This is a genomic window from Streptococcus mitis (assembly GCF_965111735.1).
In the GTDB taxonomy this organism is placed as follows: Bacteria; Bacillota; Bacilli; order Lactobacillales; family Streptococcaceae; genus Streptococcus; species Streptococcus mitis_DR.
Window position 1 is genome coordinate 903937 of sequence record NZ_OZ217346.1, and the last position, 17351, is coordinate 921287.

A 17351-nucleotide genomic window follows, 5' to 3' on the forward strand; every position below is an offset into this window, starting at 1 on the left:
AGGAGACTCTCCTATGAAAATCAGAATCGATATTCCTCATCATCCTTATGATATTCAGATTGAAAAATGTTGTCTGGCTCAGGCTGGCCAATGGTTGCGAGAACTCTGGCAACCACAAAAGGTAGTCATTGTGACAGACAACCATGTAGCTTCTCTTTATGCAGAGAAGGTCAAGCTCAGCCTAGAAGATGCTGGTTTTCAGGTAGCAGTTTTTGACTTTTTAGAAGGGGAGGAAAGAAAGAATTTAACCACTGTCCAGAAAGTCTATGAATTTCTAGTTAAGCAGGGGTTGACTCGTAGCGATGGAATCGTGGCTCTCGGAGGTGGTGTCGTTGGAGATCTGGCTGGTTTCGTAGCCTCTACCTATATGCGGGGGATTCATTTTGTTCAGATTCCGACCAGTTTGACTGCCCAGGTGGATTCTTCTATCGGCGGAAAGACGGGCGTCAATACTCCATTTGCTAAGAATATGGTGGGTACCTTTGCCCAACCAGACGGGGTTCTGATTGATCCACTTGTTCTTGAAACTCTCGGAAAAAGAGAGTTGATTGAAGGAATGGGTGAGGTTATCAAGTACGGCTTGATTGAGGATCCAGCACTTTGGGCTCTCTTGACGGAGCTAGATGGTTCTGTAGAGAGCATTCTGGAACATGCAGAGACTTTAATTGAACATTCTTGCCAGGTTAAGCGTAAGATGGTAGTTGAGGATGAGTTGGACAATGGTGTTCGCCTTTACCTCAATTTTGGCCATACTATTGGTCATGCTATTGAAGCAACGGCCGGTTATGGCAAGGTCATGCATGGAGAAGCTGTTGCCATGGGCATGGTGCAGATTTCCAAGGTAGCTGAGGAAAAAGGCCTTATGCCAGCTGGCATAACTCAGTCCATTACAGATATGTGTCAGAAATTTGGCTTGCCTGTTGATTATGAAAACTGGGATGTTGACAAGCTTTATCAGGCTTTGACTCATGACAAGAAAGCGCGTGGCAATACCTTGAAATTGGTCTTGGTACCAGAGCTCGGTTCAGCGACTATTCACCCAGTTTCTCTGGAAGAGATGAAAGACTACTTGGTAAAATAAGGAGAGTGTATGAGATATTTAACTGCAGGAGAATCACACGGCCCCCGTCTGACGGCTATCATTGAAGGAATTCCAGCTGGACTCCCTTTGACAGCAGAGGACATCAATGAGGATTTGAAACGTCGTCAGGGTGGATATGGCCGCGGTGGTCGTATGAAGATTGAGAGTGACCAGGTTGTCTTTACTTCGGGTGTTCGCCATGGGAAGACGACAGGGGCTCCTATTACCATGGATATCATCAATAAGGACCACCAAAAATGGCTGGACATCATGTCTGTGGAGGACATTGAAGACCGCCTTAAAAGCAAACGAAAAATCACCCATCCTCGTCCCGGTCACGCCGACTTGGTTGGGGGAATCAAGTACCGTTTTGACGATTTGAGAAATTCTTTGGAGCGTTCATCTGCCCGTGAAACCACCATGCGGGTGGCAGTTGGGGCAGTAGCCAAACGCCTCTTGGCTGAGCTGGATATAGAAATTGTCAACCATGTCGTAGTCTTTGGTGGCAAGGAAATCGATGTTCCTGAGAATCTCACGGTTGCTGAGATTAAGGAAAGAGCTGCCCAGTCAGAAGTTTCTATTGTCAACCAAGAAAGGGAACAGGAAATCAAGGATTATATTGACCAAATCAAGCGTGACGGTGATACCATCGGTGGGGTTGTGGAGACAGTCGTCGGAGGTGTTCCAGTTGGTCTTGGTTCCTATGTCCAATGGGACAGAAAATTGGATGCAAGATTGGCCCAAGCTGTTGTTTCTATCAATGCCTTTAAAGGGGTTGAATTTGGCCTTGGATTTGAAGCTGGTTACCGCAAAGGTAGCCAAGTTATGGATGAAATTCTCTGGTCTAAAGAAGACGGCTATACTCGCCGTACCAATAATCTAGGTGGCTTTGAAGGTGGTATGACCAATGGGCAACCAATTGTTGTTCGTGGCGTCATGAAACCCATTCCTACTCTTTATAAACCTCTTATGAGTGTGGATATCGAAACCCACGAACCTTATAAGGCAACCGTGGAGAGAAGTGATCCGACCGCTCTTCCAGCAGCAGGTGTAGTCATGGAAGCCGTTGTTGCAACGGTTCTGGCACAAGAAATCCTTGAAAAATTCTCATCAGATAATCTAGAGGAATTAAAAGAAGCAGTAGCCAAACACCGAGACTATACAAAGAACTATTAAGGAGTTCCTATGGCAAAAACAGTCTATATCGCAGGTCTTGGATTGATTGGAGCCTCCATGGCCCTAGGTATCAAACGCGATCATCCAGATTATGAAATTTTAGGTTATAATCGCAGTCAAGCTTCGAGAGATATCGCCTTGAAAGAAGGCATGATTGACCGTGCAACGGATGATTTTGCTAGTTTTGCTCCTCTTGCGGATATCATCATTCTCAGCTTGCCAATCAAACAAACCATTGCTTTCATTAAGGTATTGGCCAACTTGGACTTGAAAGAAGGGGTCATTATTTCAGATGCTGGTTCGACCAAGTCAGCCATTGTGGATGCAGCGGAGCAGTATTTGGCTGGCAAATCTGTTCGTTTTGTCGGAGCCCATCCTATGGCTGGTAGTCACAAGACAGGGGCTGCCTCTGCGGACGTCAATCTTTTTGAAAATGCTTATTATATCTTCACGCCTTCGAGCCTGACAAGTCCTGACACACTTGAGGAAATGAAGGATCTGCTTTCAGGTCTTCATGCTCGTTTTATCGAGATTGATGCCAAGGAGCATGATCGAGTCACTTCTCAGATTAGCCATTTTCCTCATATTCTGGCTTCCAGTCTTATGGAACAGACTGCTGTTTATGCTCAAAAGCATGAGATGGCAAGACGCTTTGCGGCGGGTGGTTTTCGAGATATGACTCGAATTGCGGAAAGTGAGCCAGGTATGTGGACTTCCATTCTCTTGTCCAATCGTGAGACTATTCTAGACCGCATTGAGGATTTCAAGGAACGGTTGGAAGCGATTGGGCAAGCCATCAGCAAGGGAGATGAAGAGCAAATCTGGAACTTTTTCAATCAAGCGCGTGAGCAACGTCAGGCCATGGAAATCCATAAGCGTGGTGGAGTGGATAGCTCTTATGACCTCTATGTCGACGTTCCCGATGAAGAAGATGTTATCCTGCGGATTTTGGAACTGCTACGTGGAACTTCCTTGGTTAATATTCACATCAATGAGGAAAACCGTGAGGATATTCACGGGATTCTACAAATTTCATTTAAAAATGCTCAAGACTTGGAACGAGCCGAGCACCTCATAACAGAAAATACCGACTATACAGTCGTCATTAAATAAGGAGAAAATCATGTCAAATATTTACGATAGTGCAAACGAACTCAGTCGCGGCCTACGCGAATTAGCAGAATATAAGGCTGTTAAAGCAGCTAAAGATGCGATTGCAGCAGATGCTGAGGCAAGCAAAATCTTTACAGAATACGTTGCCTTTCAAGAGGAAATTCAAAAACTAGCACAGACAGGTCAAATGCCAGATGCTTCCTTCCAAGCTAAAATGGAAGGCTTTGGTAAACAGATTCAAGGAAATAGTCTCTTGTCAGAATTCTTTACCAAGCAACAACAATTGGCAATTTACCTTTCTGACATTGAAAAAATTGTTTTCGAACCAGTTTCAGAATTGCTAAAATAAGAAAATAACTATCATAAAGTCAGGAATTTTTAAGGAATTTCTGGCTTTTTATGATAAAATAGGTAAAAGTATTGCAAGTATGAGGTCCAGTATGAAACTAAAAACAAACATTCGCCACTTACATGGCAGTATCCGCGTCCCAGGTGACAAGTCTATCAGCCACCGTTCTATTATCTTTGGAAGTTTGGCTGAGGGGGAGACTAAGGTTTATGATATTTTGCGAGGTGAAGACGTTCTTTCAACCATGCAGGTTTTTCGTGACCTTGGTGTTGACATTGAGGATAAAGATGGGGTTATTACTATTCAAGGTGTGGGTATGGATGGCTTAAAAGCGCCACAAAATGCCCTTGATATGGGAAATTCTGGAACCTCGATTCGCCTGATTTCAGGTGTCCTTGCTGGTGCAGATTTTGAAGTTGAAATGTTCGGAGATGATAGTCTTTCCAAACGTCCTATGGACCGTGTGACGATTCCTCTGAAAAAAATGGGTGTCAGCATTTCAGGGCAAACTGATCGAGACCTGCCTCCTCTTCACTTAAAAGGGACGAAAACCTTAACACCTATTCACTATGAATTGCCAATCGCCTCTGCCCAAGTCAAGTCAGCCTTGATGTTCGCGGCCTTGCAGGCTCAGGGTGAGTCAGTGATTATCGAAAAAGAGTGCACCCGTAATCATACTGAAGATATGTTACAACAATTTGGTGGTCATTTAAGTGTAGACGGCAAGAAAATCACAGTTCAAGGGCCACAAAAATTGACAGGACAAAAGGTGGTCGTGCCAGGAGATATTTCTAGTGCAGCCTTTTGGCTAGTCGCAGGATTGATTGTTCCAAACTCTCGTCTAGTGCTGCAGAACGTGGGCATTAATGAAACGCGTACTGGTATTATTGATGTCATTCGCGCTATGGGTGGAAAATTGGAAATAACTGAAATCGATCCAGTCGCTAAATCTGCTACCTTAACTGTTGAGTCTTCAGACCTGAAAGGAACAGAGATTGGTGGTGCCTTGATTCCACGTTTGATTGATGAATTGCCCATTATTGCTCTCCTAGCGACCCAAGCTCAAGGTGTAACGGTTATTAAGGATGCTGAGGAACTCAAGGTCAAGGAAACAGACCGCATTCAGGTGGTAGCAGACGCCTTAAATAGCATGGGAGCAGATATTACTCCTACAGCTGATGGGATGATTATCAAAGGGAAATCAGCCCTTCACGGTGCTAGAGTCAATACATTTGGTGATCACCGTATCGGCATGATGACGGCTATCGCAGCTCTTTTGGTAGCAGATGGAGAGGTGGAGCTTGACCGTGCAGAAGCCATCAATACCAGCTACCCTAGCTTCTTTGATGATTTGGAGAGCTTGATTCATGGCTAAGGTGTTATTAGGCTTTATGGGGGCTGGCAAATCGACTATTGCAAGAGGCTTGGACCCTAATTACCTTGATATGGATGCTCTGATAGAGAAGCGCTTAGGTATGTCCATTGCGGATTTTTTTGCTGAAAAGGGAGAAGCGGCCTTTCGTCAGATAGAGTCAGAAGTCCTAGACGATTTACTACAAAGGGACCAAGTTGTGTCAACTGGTGGAGGAGTGGTCATTTCTCAACGAAATCGTGACTTGCTCAAGACCAATTCTGATAACATCTATCTGAAAGCCGATTTTGAAACCCTCTACCAACGCATATCAGCTGATAAGGACAATCAGCGTCCGCTTTTTCTAAATAATAGCAAGGAAGAATTAGCATTTATTTTCCAAGAAAGACAGGCTTGGTATGAGGAAGTGGCTAGTCGGATTTTGGATGTGACCAAGCTAAGCCCAGAGGAAATTATAGAGGAACTGAGATGAAAATTGCTTATCTAGGTCCCAAGGGATCATTTTCACACCACGTTGTGCAGACAGCTTTTCCTCATGAGGAATTGCAGGCCTTTGCCAATATTACAGATGTTATCAAGGCCTATGAGCAAGGCCTGGTGGCATATTCTGTGGTACCAGTAGAAAATTCTATCGAGGGTAGTGTTCATGAAACCTTGGACTACCTTTTTCATCAGGCTCGCATTCAAGCAGTAGCAGAAATCGTTCAGCCCATTCATCAGCAGTTGATGGTGGTCCCAGGTCACACTAAGATTGAAAAGATTTTTTCTCATCCACAGGCTTTGGCGCAAGGAAAGAAATTCATCGATGAACAGTATCCAGATGCTCAAATTGAGGTGACAGCCAGTACAGCCTATGCGGCCCGCTTTATTTCCGAACATCCAGACCAGCCTTATGCAGCTATTGCCCCTAGAAGTTCTGCAGAAGAATATGGCTTGGAACTGATTGCAGAAGATATTCAGGAAATGGAAGCCAATTTCACACGTTTCTGGGTTCTGGGAGCTGAAGGTGCGGCTATTCCTTTGAAAGCACAAACTGAAAAAATGAGTTTGGCCCTGACCTTACCTGACAACCTTCCCGGTGCACTCTACAAGGCCCTGTCGACTTTTGCTTGGCGAGGAATTGACCTGACAAAAATTGAAAGTCGTCCACTCAAGACAGCACTGGGAGAATACTTTTTCATTATCGATGTGGACTACGCTGATAAGGACCTGGTCCACTTTGCCCAAAAAGAATTAGAATCGATTGGAATCCAGTATAAAGTTTTGGGGGCCTATCCTATTTATCCAATATCAGACCATGGAAAGGAGAGAAGATGAGTAAAGAAAATCCCTTAAGTCATCATGAGCAGTTGCGCTATGACTATCTTTTTAAGAACATTCATTACCTCAATGAACGAGAGAAAAAAGAGTTTGCTTACCTGCAAGGTAAGTTAAATATGGCTGGTGGTAGTGAAGGTTCTCCAGAAATTCATGATGAAAATCATGATATGGAAGAGCCTTTCATGGAACCAATCAATCAGTCTCCTCTTCCATCTTATGGTAACCGTAGTCGTGCAAAAAAATACCATAAAAACTATTCTCAACCAAAGGTTAAACCTAAAAAACGTAAGATTCGTTGGGGGCGTATTTTTGCCGGACTGCTTGCCCTTTTAGCCTGTGTCGGTTTTGGCATGATTTTTATGTTCCTAAAAGGCTATTCAAATGCTGATCCAAACAAACCTGCCAATGCAAAGGCAGCTCAAGTAGAAGTTTTTCATGGTCAAGATACCAAGGATGGGGTTAATATTTTGATTATGGGAACGGATGGACGGATTGGCCAAAATAGTGCTGAGACGAGAACAGACTCTATTATGGTACTAAATGTTGGTGGCTCAGATAAGAAAATTAAGCTGGTCAGCTTCATGCGTGACAATTTGGTTTATATAGACGGTTACAGCCAAGTCATTAATGGTAGAAAGCAGTCCGATAATAAGTTGAATGTGGCCTATGAACTAGGGGAACAAGAGGGACAAAAAGGGGCAGAAATGGTTCGAAAAGTCCTAAAAGACAATTTTGACTTGGACATTAAGTACTATGCCTTGGTAGACTTCCAGGCCTTCGCAACCGCTATTGACACTCTCTTCCCAGATGGGGTGACAATTGATGCCAAATTCTCAACCTTGGAAGGTCAACTTTTAACCGAAGCTACGGTGGGAGATGATTTGCATGCTACGGAAACGGAGTCTCCAACCCAGACTATCAAAGTTGGGAAACAGCAGATGAACGGTTCAACCTTGCTCAATTATGCACGCTTCCGTGATGATGATGAAGGTGATTACGGTCGTACCAAGAGACAACAGCAAGTGTTGACAGCTGTTCTGCAGCAACTCAAGGATCCAACCAAACTCTTTACTGGTTCAGAAGCACTTGGTAAGGTCTTTGGGATGACCTCTACGAACGTTCCCTATAGTTTCTTATTGACCAATGGTTTATCCTTCCTAAATGGAGCACAAAACGGCATTGAGAGATTAACAGTTCCAGAACTGGGTGATTGGGTCGATGCCTATGATGTCTATGGAGGACAGGCACTCTTAGTAGACCAAAATAAATATCAAACTAAACTTTCTCAGATGGGAATGAGATAAGATAAGACAAAATTCCAAATAAAAAACTATACTTTAAATATAAAATAACGATCCTTGGACAATAGTCCCTTATCTCCAAAAAAAGCAACGGATTGAACTGCACCCCAAAAGTTAGACAGAAAAAATCTAACTTTTGGGGTGTTTTATTATGAAATTGAGTTATGAAGATAAAGTTCAGATCTATGAACTTAGAAAACAAGGATATAGCTTAGAGAAGCTTTCAAATAAATTTGAGATAAACAATTCTAATCTTAGGTACATGATTAAATTGATTGATCGTTACGGAATAGAGTTCGTCAAAAAAGGGAAAAATCGTTACTATTCTCCTCATTTAAAACAAGAAATGATTAATAAAGTCTTACATGAAAACTGGTCTCAAGATAGAGTTTCTCTCAAATATGCTCTCCCAAATCGTGGTATGCTTCCAAATTGGCTAGCACAATATAAGAAAAACGGGTATACTATTGTTGAGAAAACAAGAGGGAGACCAACTAAAATGGGACGTAAACGGAAGAAAACCTGGGAAGAAATGACAGAACTAGAGCGACTCCAAGAGGAGAATGAACGCTTACGGACTGAGGTGGCCTACCTAAAAAAGTTAAAAGAGCTGGAAGACAGGGACGAAGCCTTAGAGCGAGAAAGGCAGAGACAATTAGAGAAATGGCTTCAGGAGGATTTCGACTAGATTTACTTCTTGAAACAGCACGTTTAGCTCGCTCAACTTACTATTATCAGTTGAAACAACTGGATGGGCTTGATAAAGATAAAGAGCTTAAAACCGAAATTCAGGCCATTTATAATGACCATAAAGGAAATTATGGCTATCGTAGAGTTACTCTTGAATTGAGGAATCGTGGTCATATAGTAAACCATAAGAAGGTCCAACGTCTGATGAAAGTCCTTGGTTTAACAGCTCGAATTCGCCGGAAACGAAAGTATTCTTCCTACCAAGGAGAGATTGGTAAGAAAGCAGAGAATCTCATTCAACGTCAGTTTGAAGCATCAAGGCCAATGGAAAAGTGCTATACGGATGTGACAGAGTTTGCCATTCCAAATAGCACACAGAAACTCTATTTATCGCCAGTTTTAGATGGATTTAATAGCGAAATTATCGCCTATAATCTTTCAACTTCACCAAACTTAGAACAAGTGAAAGCTATGTTAAACCAGGCCTTTACAGAGAAACACTACGAGCATACGATTCTCCATAGCGATCAAGGCTGGCAATACCAACACGATTTTTATCATCGGTTCCTAGAGAGTAAGGGAATTCAAGCATCCATGTCACGCAAGGGCAACAGCCCAGACAATGGCATGATGGAGTCCTTCTTTGGCATTTTGAAATCTGAAATGTTTTATGGTTATGAGAAGCACTTTAGGTCTTTAGAAGACCTTGAACAAGCTATTGTGGACTACATTGATTACTACAACAACAAACGAATTAAAGTCAAACTAAAAGGACTTAGCCCTGTGCAATACAGAACTAAATCCTTTCAATAATTATTTGTCCAACTTTTGGGGGTCAGTACAGATTTGCCGTTGCTTTTTTACATGGTTGCGATAGTCTTTGTAAAATAGAATTGCTTAATAAACCATTTAGAAAGGCTATCCCATGCATTTTCACTATAACACAAATCAAACAACTTTACCACTAGAAATCAGTTCTTTCTTACCACAAGATCATCTTGTCTTTACTATTGAAAAAGTGGTGAATACCTTGGAAGATTGTCACTTTGACGCCTTCTATCATGCCTTTGGTCAGCCGTCTTATCACCCTAAAATGTTTGTATCTACTCTTTTATTTTCCTATTTACAAGAGATTTTCTCTGGTCAAGAGATTGCTAATGAAGAGTATACAAGTTATTCTGAAACAGATCCCGTGAAAATCAAAAACGATAAAGGAGAGATAGAAGATATCGGCACAGTCCGTCAGGTGATTGAAAACGAGACAGGAATAAAGGTTTACGTAGTTGAGAGTTCAGACAAATCTTTATGGTATACTATAAGTAAATCAGTACATGATATATTTGTAAAATAACATAAAGGAGACGTCATGAAGCCATTAAAAATTGTAGGAATCATTTTAGCTAGTTTTTTGGTTATTGTTGGATTAAGCATAGGAGGATATAAAGTAATGCAAAAAGTAGAACACGATGAGATGGCGAGAATTGTTAAAAGTGAGGAAGTCAAAAAGATTGTTGAAAACAAACTTAAATATCTAGATAGTGAGACCTTAACAAAAGAAGGTACAATAAAATCGTATGAAATTGATATCGACTCAATTAAGCATGATCCCATGGGTGGAATTGATTTTAAAGTATATGTAAATTCAGATACAAAACTAAGAGTAATGTATGGATTAGAGAAAGATAGCACTACTGGAAAAATTGAATATTCAGGTGGCGGCTATTCTGCTCAACTTGCAGAATTGTTAAAAAAGGTGAAAAAATGATACAAAAATATACGGAACATGATAGACAAAAAATTGCTGCTAGAGAATATACGGAGTATACGAAAGATGATCCAATTGATATTGGAACTGATAACAATCCTAATGTAATCGGCACAGTTCGTCAGGTGATTGAAAACGAGACAGGGTTGAAGGTTTATGTAGTTGAGAGTCCAGACAAATCTTTACGGTATACTATAAGTAAATCAGTACATGATATATTTGTAAAATAACATAAAGGAGACGTCATGAAACCATTAAAAATTGTAGGAATTGTTTTAGCTAGTTTATTAGTTATCGTTGGATTAAGCGTAGGAGGATTTAAAGTGATGAAACAAGCAGAACATGATGAGATGGTGAGAATTGTAGAGAGTGAGGAAGCGAAAGAGATTTTTAAAGTGCGCTTAAAACAAATAGATCCGAATGCTCTAACAGAAAAAGGAATTATTAAATCATATAAAGTTGATTCTTTTGAACATAATCCAATGGGAGGAATAATTGTTTATTTGTATATAAATGATTCTTCAAGTTATAAAGTTAGTGTTTTCTTACATAAAGATAGTGATGGTAAATTAAGAAATGGCGGTGGGAGTAATCCACCTCTGGAAAAATTAAAGGGAGACTCAAACTGATGGATTCTATGTATAGCGAATATGAACGAAAGTTAATTGCTGAAAAAGAATATGATAATACATTACAAGTTGATAATGATATTTATATAGAAACTCGAAAAAGTTCCATAGGTACAGTCCGTCAGGTGATAGAAAACGAGACAGGATTGAAGGTTTACGTAGTTAAGAGTCCAGACCGCTCTTTATGGTATACTATAAGTAAATCAGTGCATGATATATTTGTAAAATAACATAAAGGAGATGTCATGAGGTTATTAAAAATTGTAGGAATCATTTTAGCTAGTTTATTAGTTATTGTTGGATTAAGTATAGGAGGATACAAGGTGATGAAAAAAGTAGAACAAGACGAGATGGTGAGAATTGTAGAGAGTGAGGAAGTCAAAAAGATTATAGAGGATAACCTAAAGCTGAGGCATAAAGGGGCACTTGAAGAAGGAAATATTATCCAGAATTATGATATAGATATTAATTCCATTTTTCATAGTCCAATGGGAGGGATCAAATTTAAAATTTATATAAATAATGACGAAGAATTATATGTATTTTTCACTATTAATAAAGAAAGAAGTAGCGGAAAGTTAGTTAATGATGGTGGAGGAAACTCGGCTAAATTTGAAAAAATGATAACGGAGTAGAAAAGTGAATAGGCAGTATAGTGATCATGAACGTCAAAAAATTGCTAATGAAGAGTATACAAAGTATTCTGAAACAGATCCCTTGAAAATCATAAATGATAAAGGAGAGATAGAAGACATCGGTACAGTCCGTCAGGTGATAGAAAACGAGACAGGATTGAAGGCTTTAGTAGTTGAGAGTCCAGACAAATCTTTATGGTATACTATAAGTAAATCAGTACTTGATATATTTGTAAAATAACATAAAGGAGATGTCATGAAGTCATTAAAAATTATAGGAATCGTTTTAGCTAGTTTGTTGGTTATCGTTGGATTAAGCGTAGGAGGATACAAGGTGATGAAAAAAGTAGAACAAGACGAGATGGTGAGAATTGTAGAGAGTGAGGAAGTCAAAAAGATTATAGAAGATGATTTGAAAGAAATGGATCAATTTTATTTAACAAATAAAGGGAAAATAAAGTCTTATCAAATTGATAATAAATCCATCAATCATAGTCCAATGGGAGGAATCAAATTAAAAATTTATATAAATAATGACGAAGAATTATATGTGTTTTTCACTATTAATAAAGATAGAAGTAGCGGAAAGTTAGTTAATGATGGCGGAGGAAACTCTGCTAAATTTGAGAAAATGATAACGGAGGGGAAAAGTGAGTAGACAGTATAGTGATCATGAACGTCAAAAAATTGCCAATGAAGAGTATACAAGTTATTCTGAAACAGATCCCTTGAAAATCAAAAACGATAAAGGAAAGAAAGAAACCATCGGCACGGTCCGTCAGGTGATTGAAAACGAGACTGGGTTGAAGGTTTACGTAGTTGAGAGTCCAGACCATTCTGAAGTGTCTGTTCTCTATGAAGGTTCTAAAGCGCCATTTGAAGAAGGATGGGAAGTGGATTGGCTTGAAAATGACCTTCCCATGGCTCAGAGTATTTTGAAAGGTGAAGAAGGAATGACTTCTCAGTTGAAGGCGGCGGCATCTATCTTAGATGATATAATGTTGGAATATCCAAACGCTAAAATCTCAGTTTATGGTCACTCTCTTGGTTCTATGAATGCCCAATACGCCCTAGCTAATGTTAGGGACATTTCACGTATTTCAGGTGCTTATATCTACCAAGGCCCGAATATCTATCCGGTCTTGACGGAAGAACAACGGCAACGTGTGGATGCGATAAAGTATCGTATTCATAATTATGTTGATGATAAAGATTTGGTTCCTATAGGTTACCCTAAAAATAGAATGGATAGTGTCGGTGTTGTAGGGATGATGCATCATGTGGACTCTGCACAACAGGTAGATTTTGTATATTCTCAACACTTGTGGGGCGGTTATGTTTTTAATGAAGATGGTAGTCTTAAAATTAAGAATGATCGTTCATCGTTTGAAAAACGGTATTCATCTGGTTTGGATAAGGTTTCCAGTGGCTTGTATTCCTATGCAAAGGCTAAAGAGGCATTGGCTTCAGGCGGTTATACGAGTGGTGAGGAACTCTTTTTAGACTCTGAACATGCCTTAACGATTTCATCGGGATTGCATGAAGTCGCAAATGCTGGTTATGAAGAGATTCGTTCCATCGTTCGTCAAGCGCATCAAAAAGCAGAGAAAATAGTAGCGAGTACTTATCACGTTCCCTTTGGTTTTATTTTATCACCTACAGAGGTGGCGACAGCCTATTCTGATGGAGGAGTATCTCGTACGACAATCGTAGATGATCTTGATCATTATTTCTATCCAAAAATAAAAAAATCAGAAAAACTAGCCGAAGATTTTCAAAGTTTAGAAAAGCAAATAGCAGATGGTGTCCAAAAAAAATTGGAAGATGATAAAGAGTTAGCAGGGAATTTTAAAGAATGGATGAAAATCAAGTAATCTGGCAGGAATTAAGAACAAAGCAAAACCATTTAGATTTATTAGATGAACGCAATCGTTCTATTCGCCAACAAAGAGAAGAACAATTTGAAAACCTTCAGCAAAAACGGAACCAATTGTTGCATATGATGGAAAGAAAGTATCAGATGATGCAGCATTACCTAGGACAAGTGGACGTGGATACTACTGAGGAAAGAGCACGATTAAACAGAATAGCTTCGGACTTTAGCCAAGCAGTATCCATAGGATTTATAAGAAATCAGCGCGCTTTGGAACAAAGTATTGAAAAAGAAGAGATTGAGTATAGACGAGAACGACGAAAATTAGAAGAGGATATAGATACCTTACATCGTCGAAAGACGACACTCGAACAAGAAAAAAGGAAGGGATAGCTTATGTTTAATGAAATGATCAATGATTTCTTCTCAGGAGTGAACAATAATATGACTGAGATTCAGAAGGGATTGGAACGTTTACTAATCAGTCATATCTATTCACCGATCAAATTGAATGAGCGTAATAATTTGATGTCAGATGGTGACTTCAAGATCAAAACAGAAGCGCTAGCAACAAAGACAGCACTAGGGATGATTTCTAGTCAACTCGATACAACGATGAAAGGAGCTTATTCGACAAAGGTTGTTGAAACTTTAAAAATAAAAGAAAAAGATTATGATACGATTGTGTAGAGATGAATATTCTACAATGGGAATTAGATAGGGGACTAATACAGGAAAAATCAAGGTTCGAATCACCAGTAAAATAGTGGTTTGAACGCTAAATTCCCAAACTAAGTTCCGCTATGGTAGAAGTTAGTGTGAGACGTTTGAATGGGGTTAAAGGTTAGTTTTTAGAACTTATTTTGGAGTAATTTAGACGACTGGCAGACGTCTTCTGCAGGTATTTTAGAAATGCCGAGAAGCTTAGGAATTTCTTCTCCGTAAGTAAAGGCAAAGAGCTCATAGGCTGACCTTCCATTCAAAGCAGCACGTTTGACACTGTTGACATGAGAACAGACGAGATTAATGTCCTCCTGAGTTAAATTATCAAAGGAAGTTCGCTTAGGTAGAATGTCACGAATCAGCGTGTGATTTTTCTCAATTCTCCCTTTCTGGTAAGAGCGATTAGGGTCACAAAAGAAGAGTTTACTCTCTCCTCGCACATCCATTTCGATATCATCGACCCTGGCAAACTCTCCACCATTATCGGTAAGAATGACAGGAAAAAGTTGGAAGAAATCTTTGTCCGCTTCGTGAAGAGTGTTCTTAATATCATAGAGGTGTTTGGTAACCTCAAGGGCAGTTTTATTATCCAGAAGCCTAGCGAAGATAAAGTTACAGAAAGACAGGTTGAAGGTAAGTAGGACTTTACCTCCTATCCTCCCCAGAACTGTGTCCATTTCCAACCAAGAGTCTAGTTGATTAAGGACTAAATAGTTTTGGAAATCCTCATAGGAACGGCCTTTTTTAGCTTCTTTAGGGATGGAAGGTAGCTTACTTTTCCGTCTTTCTTTGAATTTAACGGCTCTGGCTAGGTCAATAGGAGCGATAGATAAGTATCCTTTTCGGATATGTCGATAGACAGTTGAGGAGCTGACATCAAGATTGTGAGTTTTGAGAATATGATAGATGTGTTGTCCCTTTTTAACACCATCAGAAATGACTTTGTCCATGTCCCAGAAGGTCTTGGAATTAAGGAGAGTCCCTTCACGAGATTCAACAAGAGTTTGTTCGTACTGCTTTTGAGCTTGTTTAGCAAGGTAGAAGATTTTCTGATAGCCACAATTTTGTCTTCTTTTAGGGCAACCATTACAGACAAAGGGAGCCTTATCGAGCAAAGTGCAAGGAAGGTTATCGCATGTAGACTCTCGGACTTGTTTGTTTCGTTTGACTTCTTTAGAAACAGTTGTCGGATCTTTTAGAATGGATTGTCCAATAGCTTTGAAGGTTTCACCGCGCTCTAAACCTAATTGGATATCATTACGGTCTGAAAGGGTAAGGTGTTTCTGTTTTGTCATAGTAGACCTCATTTCTAACTCAAACGTCTCAAACTTAATTCCAACATAAAAATCCGTTTTAGACTAATTTCCACTTTGGTTGGGCAAGTGGAAGTTACTTTGAGAAGTTACCTAGTGGTTTGAACTTTGATTTTTCTTAGTGTCTGATGGATTTTTAAGACTTTTTTATGGTATAATAAAACAATATAACTCGTTATTGAACAGAAGAGGAGAGACATGACTGATTTAAAAGCAATTCAGGCTCGTAGTCTGGAGATGGCTGAATATTTTGTGGCCTTTTGTAAAGAACATGATTTGCTTTGTTATCTTTGTGGTGGAGGTGCTATTGGTGCCCTTCGAAACAAGGGTTTTATTCCTTGGGATGACGACCTAGACTTTTTTATGCCTCGTAAGGATTATGAAAAATTAGCAGAATTATGGCCTCGTTATGCAGATGAACGTTATTTTTTGTCAAAGAGTAACCAGGATTTTGTAGACCGCAATCTTTTTATTACCATTCGTGACAAGGAAACCACCTGTATCAAGCCTTATCAGCAGGATTTGAATTTACCACATGGTTTGGCCTTGGATGTGTTGCCTTTGGATTATTATCCGCAAAATCCATCTGAGCGGAAGAAACAGGTTCGCTGGGCCCTGATTTATTCGCTCTTTTGTGCCCAAACTATTCCAGAAAAGCATGGAGCTATCATGAAATGGGGAAGCCGTATTTTACTGGGATTGACTCCCAAATCTCTCCGTTATCGCATTTGGAAAAAAGCTGAGAAAGAAATGACCAAGTACAGTCTAGCTGAGAGCGATGGAATCACGGAATTATGCTCGGGTCCTGGTTACATGAGAAACAAGTACCTAATCGAATCTTTTGAGGATAATCTCTTCTTGCCATTTGAAGAGACAGAGATGCCCATTCCAGTTGGCTATGATGCCTATCTCAGCACTGCTTTTGGAGACTACATGACACCTCCACCAGCAGACAAGCAGTTACCACATCATGATGCTGTTATCGCTGATATGGATAAGTCTTATACAGAATACAAGGGAGAATATGGAGCATGATGGGAGAAAAAATAAGCGTTATCGTTCCAGTCTACAATGTAGAAAACTATCTGGAACGATGTGTGGAGTCAATTCTTCATCAGACTTATACCAATTTTGAACTAATCCTAATAAATGATGGGTCTACTGATTCTAGTGGACAAATCTGTGATCATTTAGCAAATCAGTATGAAAATATCAAGGTTTACCATATCGAAAATGCTGGTGTTTCTAATGCCAGAAATGTTGGAATTCAGCTAGCGACAGGTGCTTGGATAACTTTTATTGATAGCGATGATTTCGTCACCAATGATTATCTAGCTACTTTAGCTAGTGCAGTTGAAGGGTTGAATGTAGGCTTTGTAATTGCTCCTCTACATCATATCAAAAATGGCATTGTAACAGACTTACCTCCACATTCTGGAAAAACAGAACTCTGGTCAACAGAAGAAACTATGAAGGAACTACTGATGACTACCAGAACGTCATTTTTTCCAGTCGCAAAACTGTTTAAGAGAGACCTGCTTGCGGATGAAAAGTTTAATACAAATTATCACCTAGCTGAAGATGCCCTATTTTTAACTGAATTGTTACTAAAGACAAGATGTAGTAGCGTATTTATTGACAAACCGATTTATTATTATGATCATCGTGAGGGAAGTGCGACAACATCTGTTAATCGGTATGTATTTGATACGATAGAAGTTTATAAGCAAATAATCGCTCAAGTTTCACAAATCTTTCCTAATTTAAAATACGAATTAATAAATAGAGAATGTTGGTCGTACATCACAGTTTACGATAAAATTATCTTTACTTCACGTGAAGAGTATCAAAAGGAGAAAGCCGAGCTGAGGACTTGGATTGTTCAGCATCGACGCGAAATATGGAAGGATGCTTATTTCACTACTTTTCGCAAGGTAGCGATCCTTTCACTTGTCATTTCTCCATGGCTATATAAGAAAATTGTTGGATTAAAAAACTAATATCATTAGAA

Annotated in this window: 22 protein-coding genes and 1 pseudogene; 22 read left to right on the forward strand and 1 reads right to left on the reverse strand. The window is 39.7% G+C overall.

All coding sequences use genetic code 11. From position 1 onward, the window contains the following. Positions 1–13 precede the first annotated feature (13 nt). The 20 genes and pseudogenes from aroB (at position 14) to ACLV7W_RS04500 (ending at position 13994) form a co-directional block, all read left to right on the forward strand. Positions 14–1081: a 3-dehydroquinate synthase gene (gene aroB, locus ACLV7W_RS04405; protein ID WP_411865499.1), complete on the forward strand. Its 1068-nt coding sequence runs from the start codon at positions 14–16 to the stop codon at positions 1079–1081. Positions 1082–1090: 9 nt separating this feature from the next. Further along, positions 1091–2257, forward strand: a complete 1167-nt coding sequence (gene aroC, locus ACLV7W_RS04410; RefSeq protein WP_049502175.1) for a chorismate synthase — start codon at positions 1091–1093, stop codon at positions 2255–2257. 9 nt (positions 2258–2266) lie between these two features. Then, complete coding sequence (locus ACLV7W_RS04415; protein WP_060628571.1) at positions 2267–3370, forward strand: prephenate dehydrogenase; 1104 nt, start codon at positions 2267–2269, stop codon at positions 3368–3370. A 10-nt stretch (positions 3371–3380) separates the two neighbouring features. After that, entirely contained in the window at positions 3381–3719 is a 339-nt protein-coding gene (locus tag ACLV7W_RS04420; RefSeq protein ID WP_084950335.1) for a YlbF/YmcA family competence regulator, read from the forward strand. Positions 3720–3810: 91 nt separating this feature from the next. Continuing rightward, positions 3811–5094, forward strand: a complete 1284-nt coding sequence (gene aroA / locus ACLV7W_RS04425; RefSeq protein WP_223340141.1) for a 3-phosphoshikimate 1-carboxyvinyltransferase — start codon at positions 3811–3813, stop codon at positions 5092–5094. Next, positions 5087–5563 (forward strand): shikimate kinase, encoded by a 477-nt coding sequence (locus ACLV7W_RS04430; RefSeq protein ID WP_223340140.1) that lies wholly within the window; start codon positions 5087–5089, stop codon positions 5561–5563. The genes aroA and ACLV7W_RS04430 overlap by 8 nt, the downstream gene beginning before the upstream one ends. Further along, the gene (gene pheA, locus ACLV7W_RS04435; RefSeq protein ID WP_223340139.1) at positions 5560–6408 is read left to right on the forward strand and encodes a prephenate dehydratase; all 849 of its coding nucleotides are present in this window, start codon (positions 5560–5562) and stop codon (positions 6406–6408) included. Before ACLV7W_RS04430 ends, pheA begins: the two co-directional genes overlap by 4 nt. Next, positions 6405–7715 (forward strand): LCP family protein, encoded by a 1311-nt coding sequence (locus tag ACLV7W_RS04440; protein ID WP_411865500.1) that lies wholly within the window; start codon positions 6405–6407, stop codon positions 7713–7715. Before pheA ends, ACLV7W_RS04440 begins: the two co-directional genes overlap by 4 nt. Before the next feature lie 148 nt (positions 7716–7863). Next, a protein-coding gene (locus tag ACLV7W_RS04445) for an IS3 family transposase (RefSeq protein WP_134813905.1) occupies positions 7864–9215 on the forward strand; the annotation gives its coding sequence in 2 pieces (ribosomal slippage) (positions 7864–8305 and positions 8305–9215; 1353 coding nt in all). A 112-nt stretch (positions 9216–9327) separates the two neighbouring features. Then, positions 9328–9555 (forward strand): annotated as a pseudogene (locus tag ACLV7W_RS10835) (IS1182 family transposase); the annotation flags it as partial. Positions 9556–9768: 213 nt separating this feature from the next. After that, on the forward strand, positions 9769–10167 hold the full coding sequence (locus tag ACLV7W_RS04455; RefSeq protein ID WP_411865502.1) for a DUF1310 family protein: 399 nt from the start codon (positions 9769–9771) through the stop codon (positions 10165–10167). Then, the gene (locus ACLV7W_RS04460; protein ID WP_070478348.1) at positions 10164–10397 is read left to right on the forward strand and encodes a hypothetical protein; all 234 of its coding nucleotides are present in this window, start codon (positions 10164–10166) and stop codon (positions 10395–10397) included. The genes ACLV7W_RS04455 and ACLV7W_RS04460 overlap by 4 nt, the downstream gene beginning before the upstream one ends. A gap of 15 nt (positions 10398–10412) precedes the next feature. Beyond that, positions 10413–10796: a DUF1310 family protein gene (locus ACLV7W_RS04465; protein WP_070842562.1), complete on the forward strand. Its 384-nt coding sequence runs from the start codon at positions 10413–10415 to the stop codon at positions 10794–10796. Beyond that, complete coding sequence (locus tag ACLV7W_RS04470; protein WP_411865503.1) at positions 10796–11026, forward strand: hypothetical protein; 231 nt, start codon at positions 10796–10798, stop codon at positions 11024–11026. Before ACLV7W_RS04465 ends, ACLV7W_RS04470 begins: the two co-directional genes overlap by 1 nt. A gap of 15 nt (positions 11027–11041) precedes the next feature. Next, entirely contained in the window at positions 11042–11431 is a 390-nt protein-coding gene (locus tag ACLV7W_RS04475) for a DUF1310 family protein (protein ID WP_411865504.1), read from the forward strand. A gap of 4 nt (positions 11432–11435) precedes the next feature. After that, complete coding sequence (locus tag ACLV7W_RS04480; RefSeq protein WP_411865505.1) at positions 11436–11672, forward strand: hypothetical protein; 237 nt, start codon at positions 11436–11438, stop codon at positions 11670–11672. A gap of 15 nt (positions 11673–11687) precedes the next feature. Further along, complete coding sequence (locus ACLV7W_RS04485) at positions 11688–12089, forward strand: DUF1310 family protein (protein ID WP_411865506.1); 402 nt, start codon at positions 11688–11690, stop codon at positions 12087–12089. Next, the gene (locus ACLV7W_RS04490) at positions 12082–13305 is read left to right on the forward strand and encodes an Mbeg1-like protein (RefSeq protein ID WP_411865507.1); all 1224 of its coding nucleotides are present in this window, start codon (positions 12082–12084) and stop codon (positions 13303–13305) included. Before ACLV7W_RS04485 ends, ACLV7W_RS04490 begins: the two co-directional genes overlap by 8 nt. Beyond that, positions 13287–13697, forward strand: a complete 411-nt coding sequence (locus tag ACLV7W_RS04495; protein ID WP_094753383.1) for a hypothetical protein — start codon at positions 13287–13289, stop codon at positions 13695–13697. The genes ACLV7W_RS04490 and ACLV7W_RS04495 overlap by 19 nt, the downstream gene beginning before the upstream one ends. Before the next feature lie 3 nt (positions 13698–13700). Beyond that, a complete protein-coding gene (locus ACLV7W_RS04500; protein WP_411865508.1) occupies positions 13701–13994 on the forward strand; it encodes a hypothetical protein in 294 nt (97 codons plus the stop codon). Positions 13995–14155: 161 nt separating this feature from the next. Here the strand turns inward: ACLV7W_RS04500 and ACLV7W_RS04505 are convergent, their stop codons facing one another. Continuing rightward, positions 14156–15322: an IS30 family transposase gene (locus tag ACLV7W_RS04505; RefSeq protein ID WP_411865509.1), complete on the reverse strand. Its 1167-nt coding sequence runs from the start codon at positions 15320–15322 to the stop codon at positions 14156–14158. Between the two features lie 216 nt (positions 15323–15538). Here ACLV7W_RS04505 and ACLV7W_RS04510 point away from each other — a divergent pair, with 216 nt between their 5' ends. After that, positions 15539–16375: a LicD family protein gene (locus ACLV7W_RS04510; protein ID WP_411865510.1), complete on the forward strand. Its 837-nt coding sequence runs from the start codon at positions 15539–15541 to the stop codon at positions 16373–16375. Beyond that, on the forward strand, positions 16372–17340 hold the full coding sequence (locus tag ACLV7W_RS04515) for a glycosyltransferase family 2 protein (RefSeq protein ID WP_411865511.1): 969 nt from the start codon (positions 16372–16374) through the stop codon (positions 17338–17340). Before ACLV7W_RS04510 ends, ACLV7W_RS04515 begins: the two co-directional genes overlap by 4 nt. The last annotated feature ends 11 nt before the right edge of the window (positions 17341–17351 follow it).

Bases quoted from the DNA above. Each gene is read 5' to 3' on its own strand.
- aroB (WP_411865499.1), top strand. From the start codon at position 14: ATGAAAATCAGAATCGATATTCCTCATCATCCTTATGATATTCAGATT.
- aroC (WP_049502175.1), top strand. From the start codon at position 1,091: ATGAGATATTTAACTGCAGGAGAATCACACGGCCCCCGTCTGACGGCT.
- ACLV7W_RS04415 (WP_060628571.1), top strand. From the start codon at position 2,267: ATGGCAAAAACAGTCTATATCGCAGGTCTTGGATTGATTGGAGCCTCC.
- ACLV7W_RS04420 (WP_084950335.1), top strand. From the start codon at position 3,381: ATGTCAAATATTTACGATAGTGCAAACGAACTCAGTCGCGGCCTACGC.
- aroA (WP_223340141.1), top strand. From the start codon at position 3,811: ATGAAACTAAAAACAAACATTCGCCACTTACATGGCAGTATCCGCGTC.
- ACLV7W_RS04430 (WP_223340140.1), top strand. From the start codon at position 5,087: ATGGCTAAGGTGTTATTAGGCTTTATGGGGGCTGGCAAATCGACTATT.
- pheA (WP_223340139.1), top strand. From the start codon at position 5,560: ATGAAAATTGCTTATCTAGGTCCCAAGGGATCATTTTCACACCACGTT.
- ACLV7W_RS04440 (WP_411865500.1), top strand. From the start codon at position 6,405: ATGAGTAAAGAAAATCCCTTAAGTCATCATGAGCAGTTGCGCTATGAC.
- ACLV7W_RS04455 (WP_411865502.1), top strand. From the start codon at position 9,769: ATGAAGCCATTAAAAATTGTAGGAATCATTTTAGCTAGTTTTTTGGTT.
- ACLV7W_RS04460 (WP_070478348.1), top strand. From the start codon at position 10,164: ATGATACAAAAATATACGGAACATGATAGACAAAAAATTGCTGCTAGA.
- ACLV7W_RS04465 (WP_070842562.1), top strand. From the start codon at position 10,413: ATGAAACCATTAAAAATTGTAGGAATTGTTTTAGCTAGTTTATTAGTT.
- ACLV7W_RS04470 (WP_411865503.1), top strand. From the start codon at position 10,796: ATGGATTCTATGTATAGCGAATATGAACGAAAGTTAATTGCTGAAAAA.
- ACLV7W_RS04475 (WP_411865504.1), top strand. From the start codon at position 11,042: ATGAGGTTATTAAAAATTGTAGGAATCATTTTAGCTAGTTTATTAGTT.
- ACLV7W_RS04485 (WP_411865506.1), top strand. From the start codon at position 11,688: ATGAAGTCATTAAAAATTATAGGAATCGTTTTAGCTAGTTTGTTGGTT.
- ACLV7W_RS04495 (WP_094753383.1), top strand. From the start codon at position 13,287: ATGGATGAAAATCAAGTAATCTGGCAGGAATTAAGAACAAAGCAAAAC.
- ACLV7W_RS04500 (WP_411865508.1), top strand. From the start codon at position 13,701: ATGTTTAATGAAATGATCAATGATTTCTTCTCAGGAGTGAACAATAAT.
- ACLV7W_RS04505 (WP_411865509.1), bottom strand. From the start codon at position 15,322: ATGACAAAACAGAAACACCTTACCCTTTCAGACCGTAATGATATCCAA.
- ACLV7W_RS04510 (WP_411865510.1), top strand. From the start codon at position 15,539: ATGACTGATTTAAAAGCAATTCAGGCTCGTAGTCTGGAGATGGCTGAA.
- ACLV7W_RS04515 (WP_411865511.1), top strand. From the start codon at position 16,372: ATGATGGGAGAAAAAATAAGCGTTATCGTTCCAGTCTACAATGTAGAA.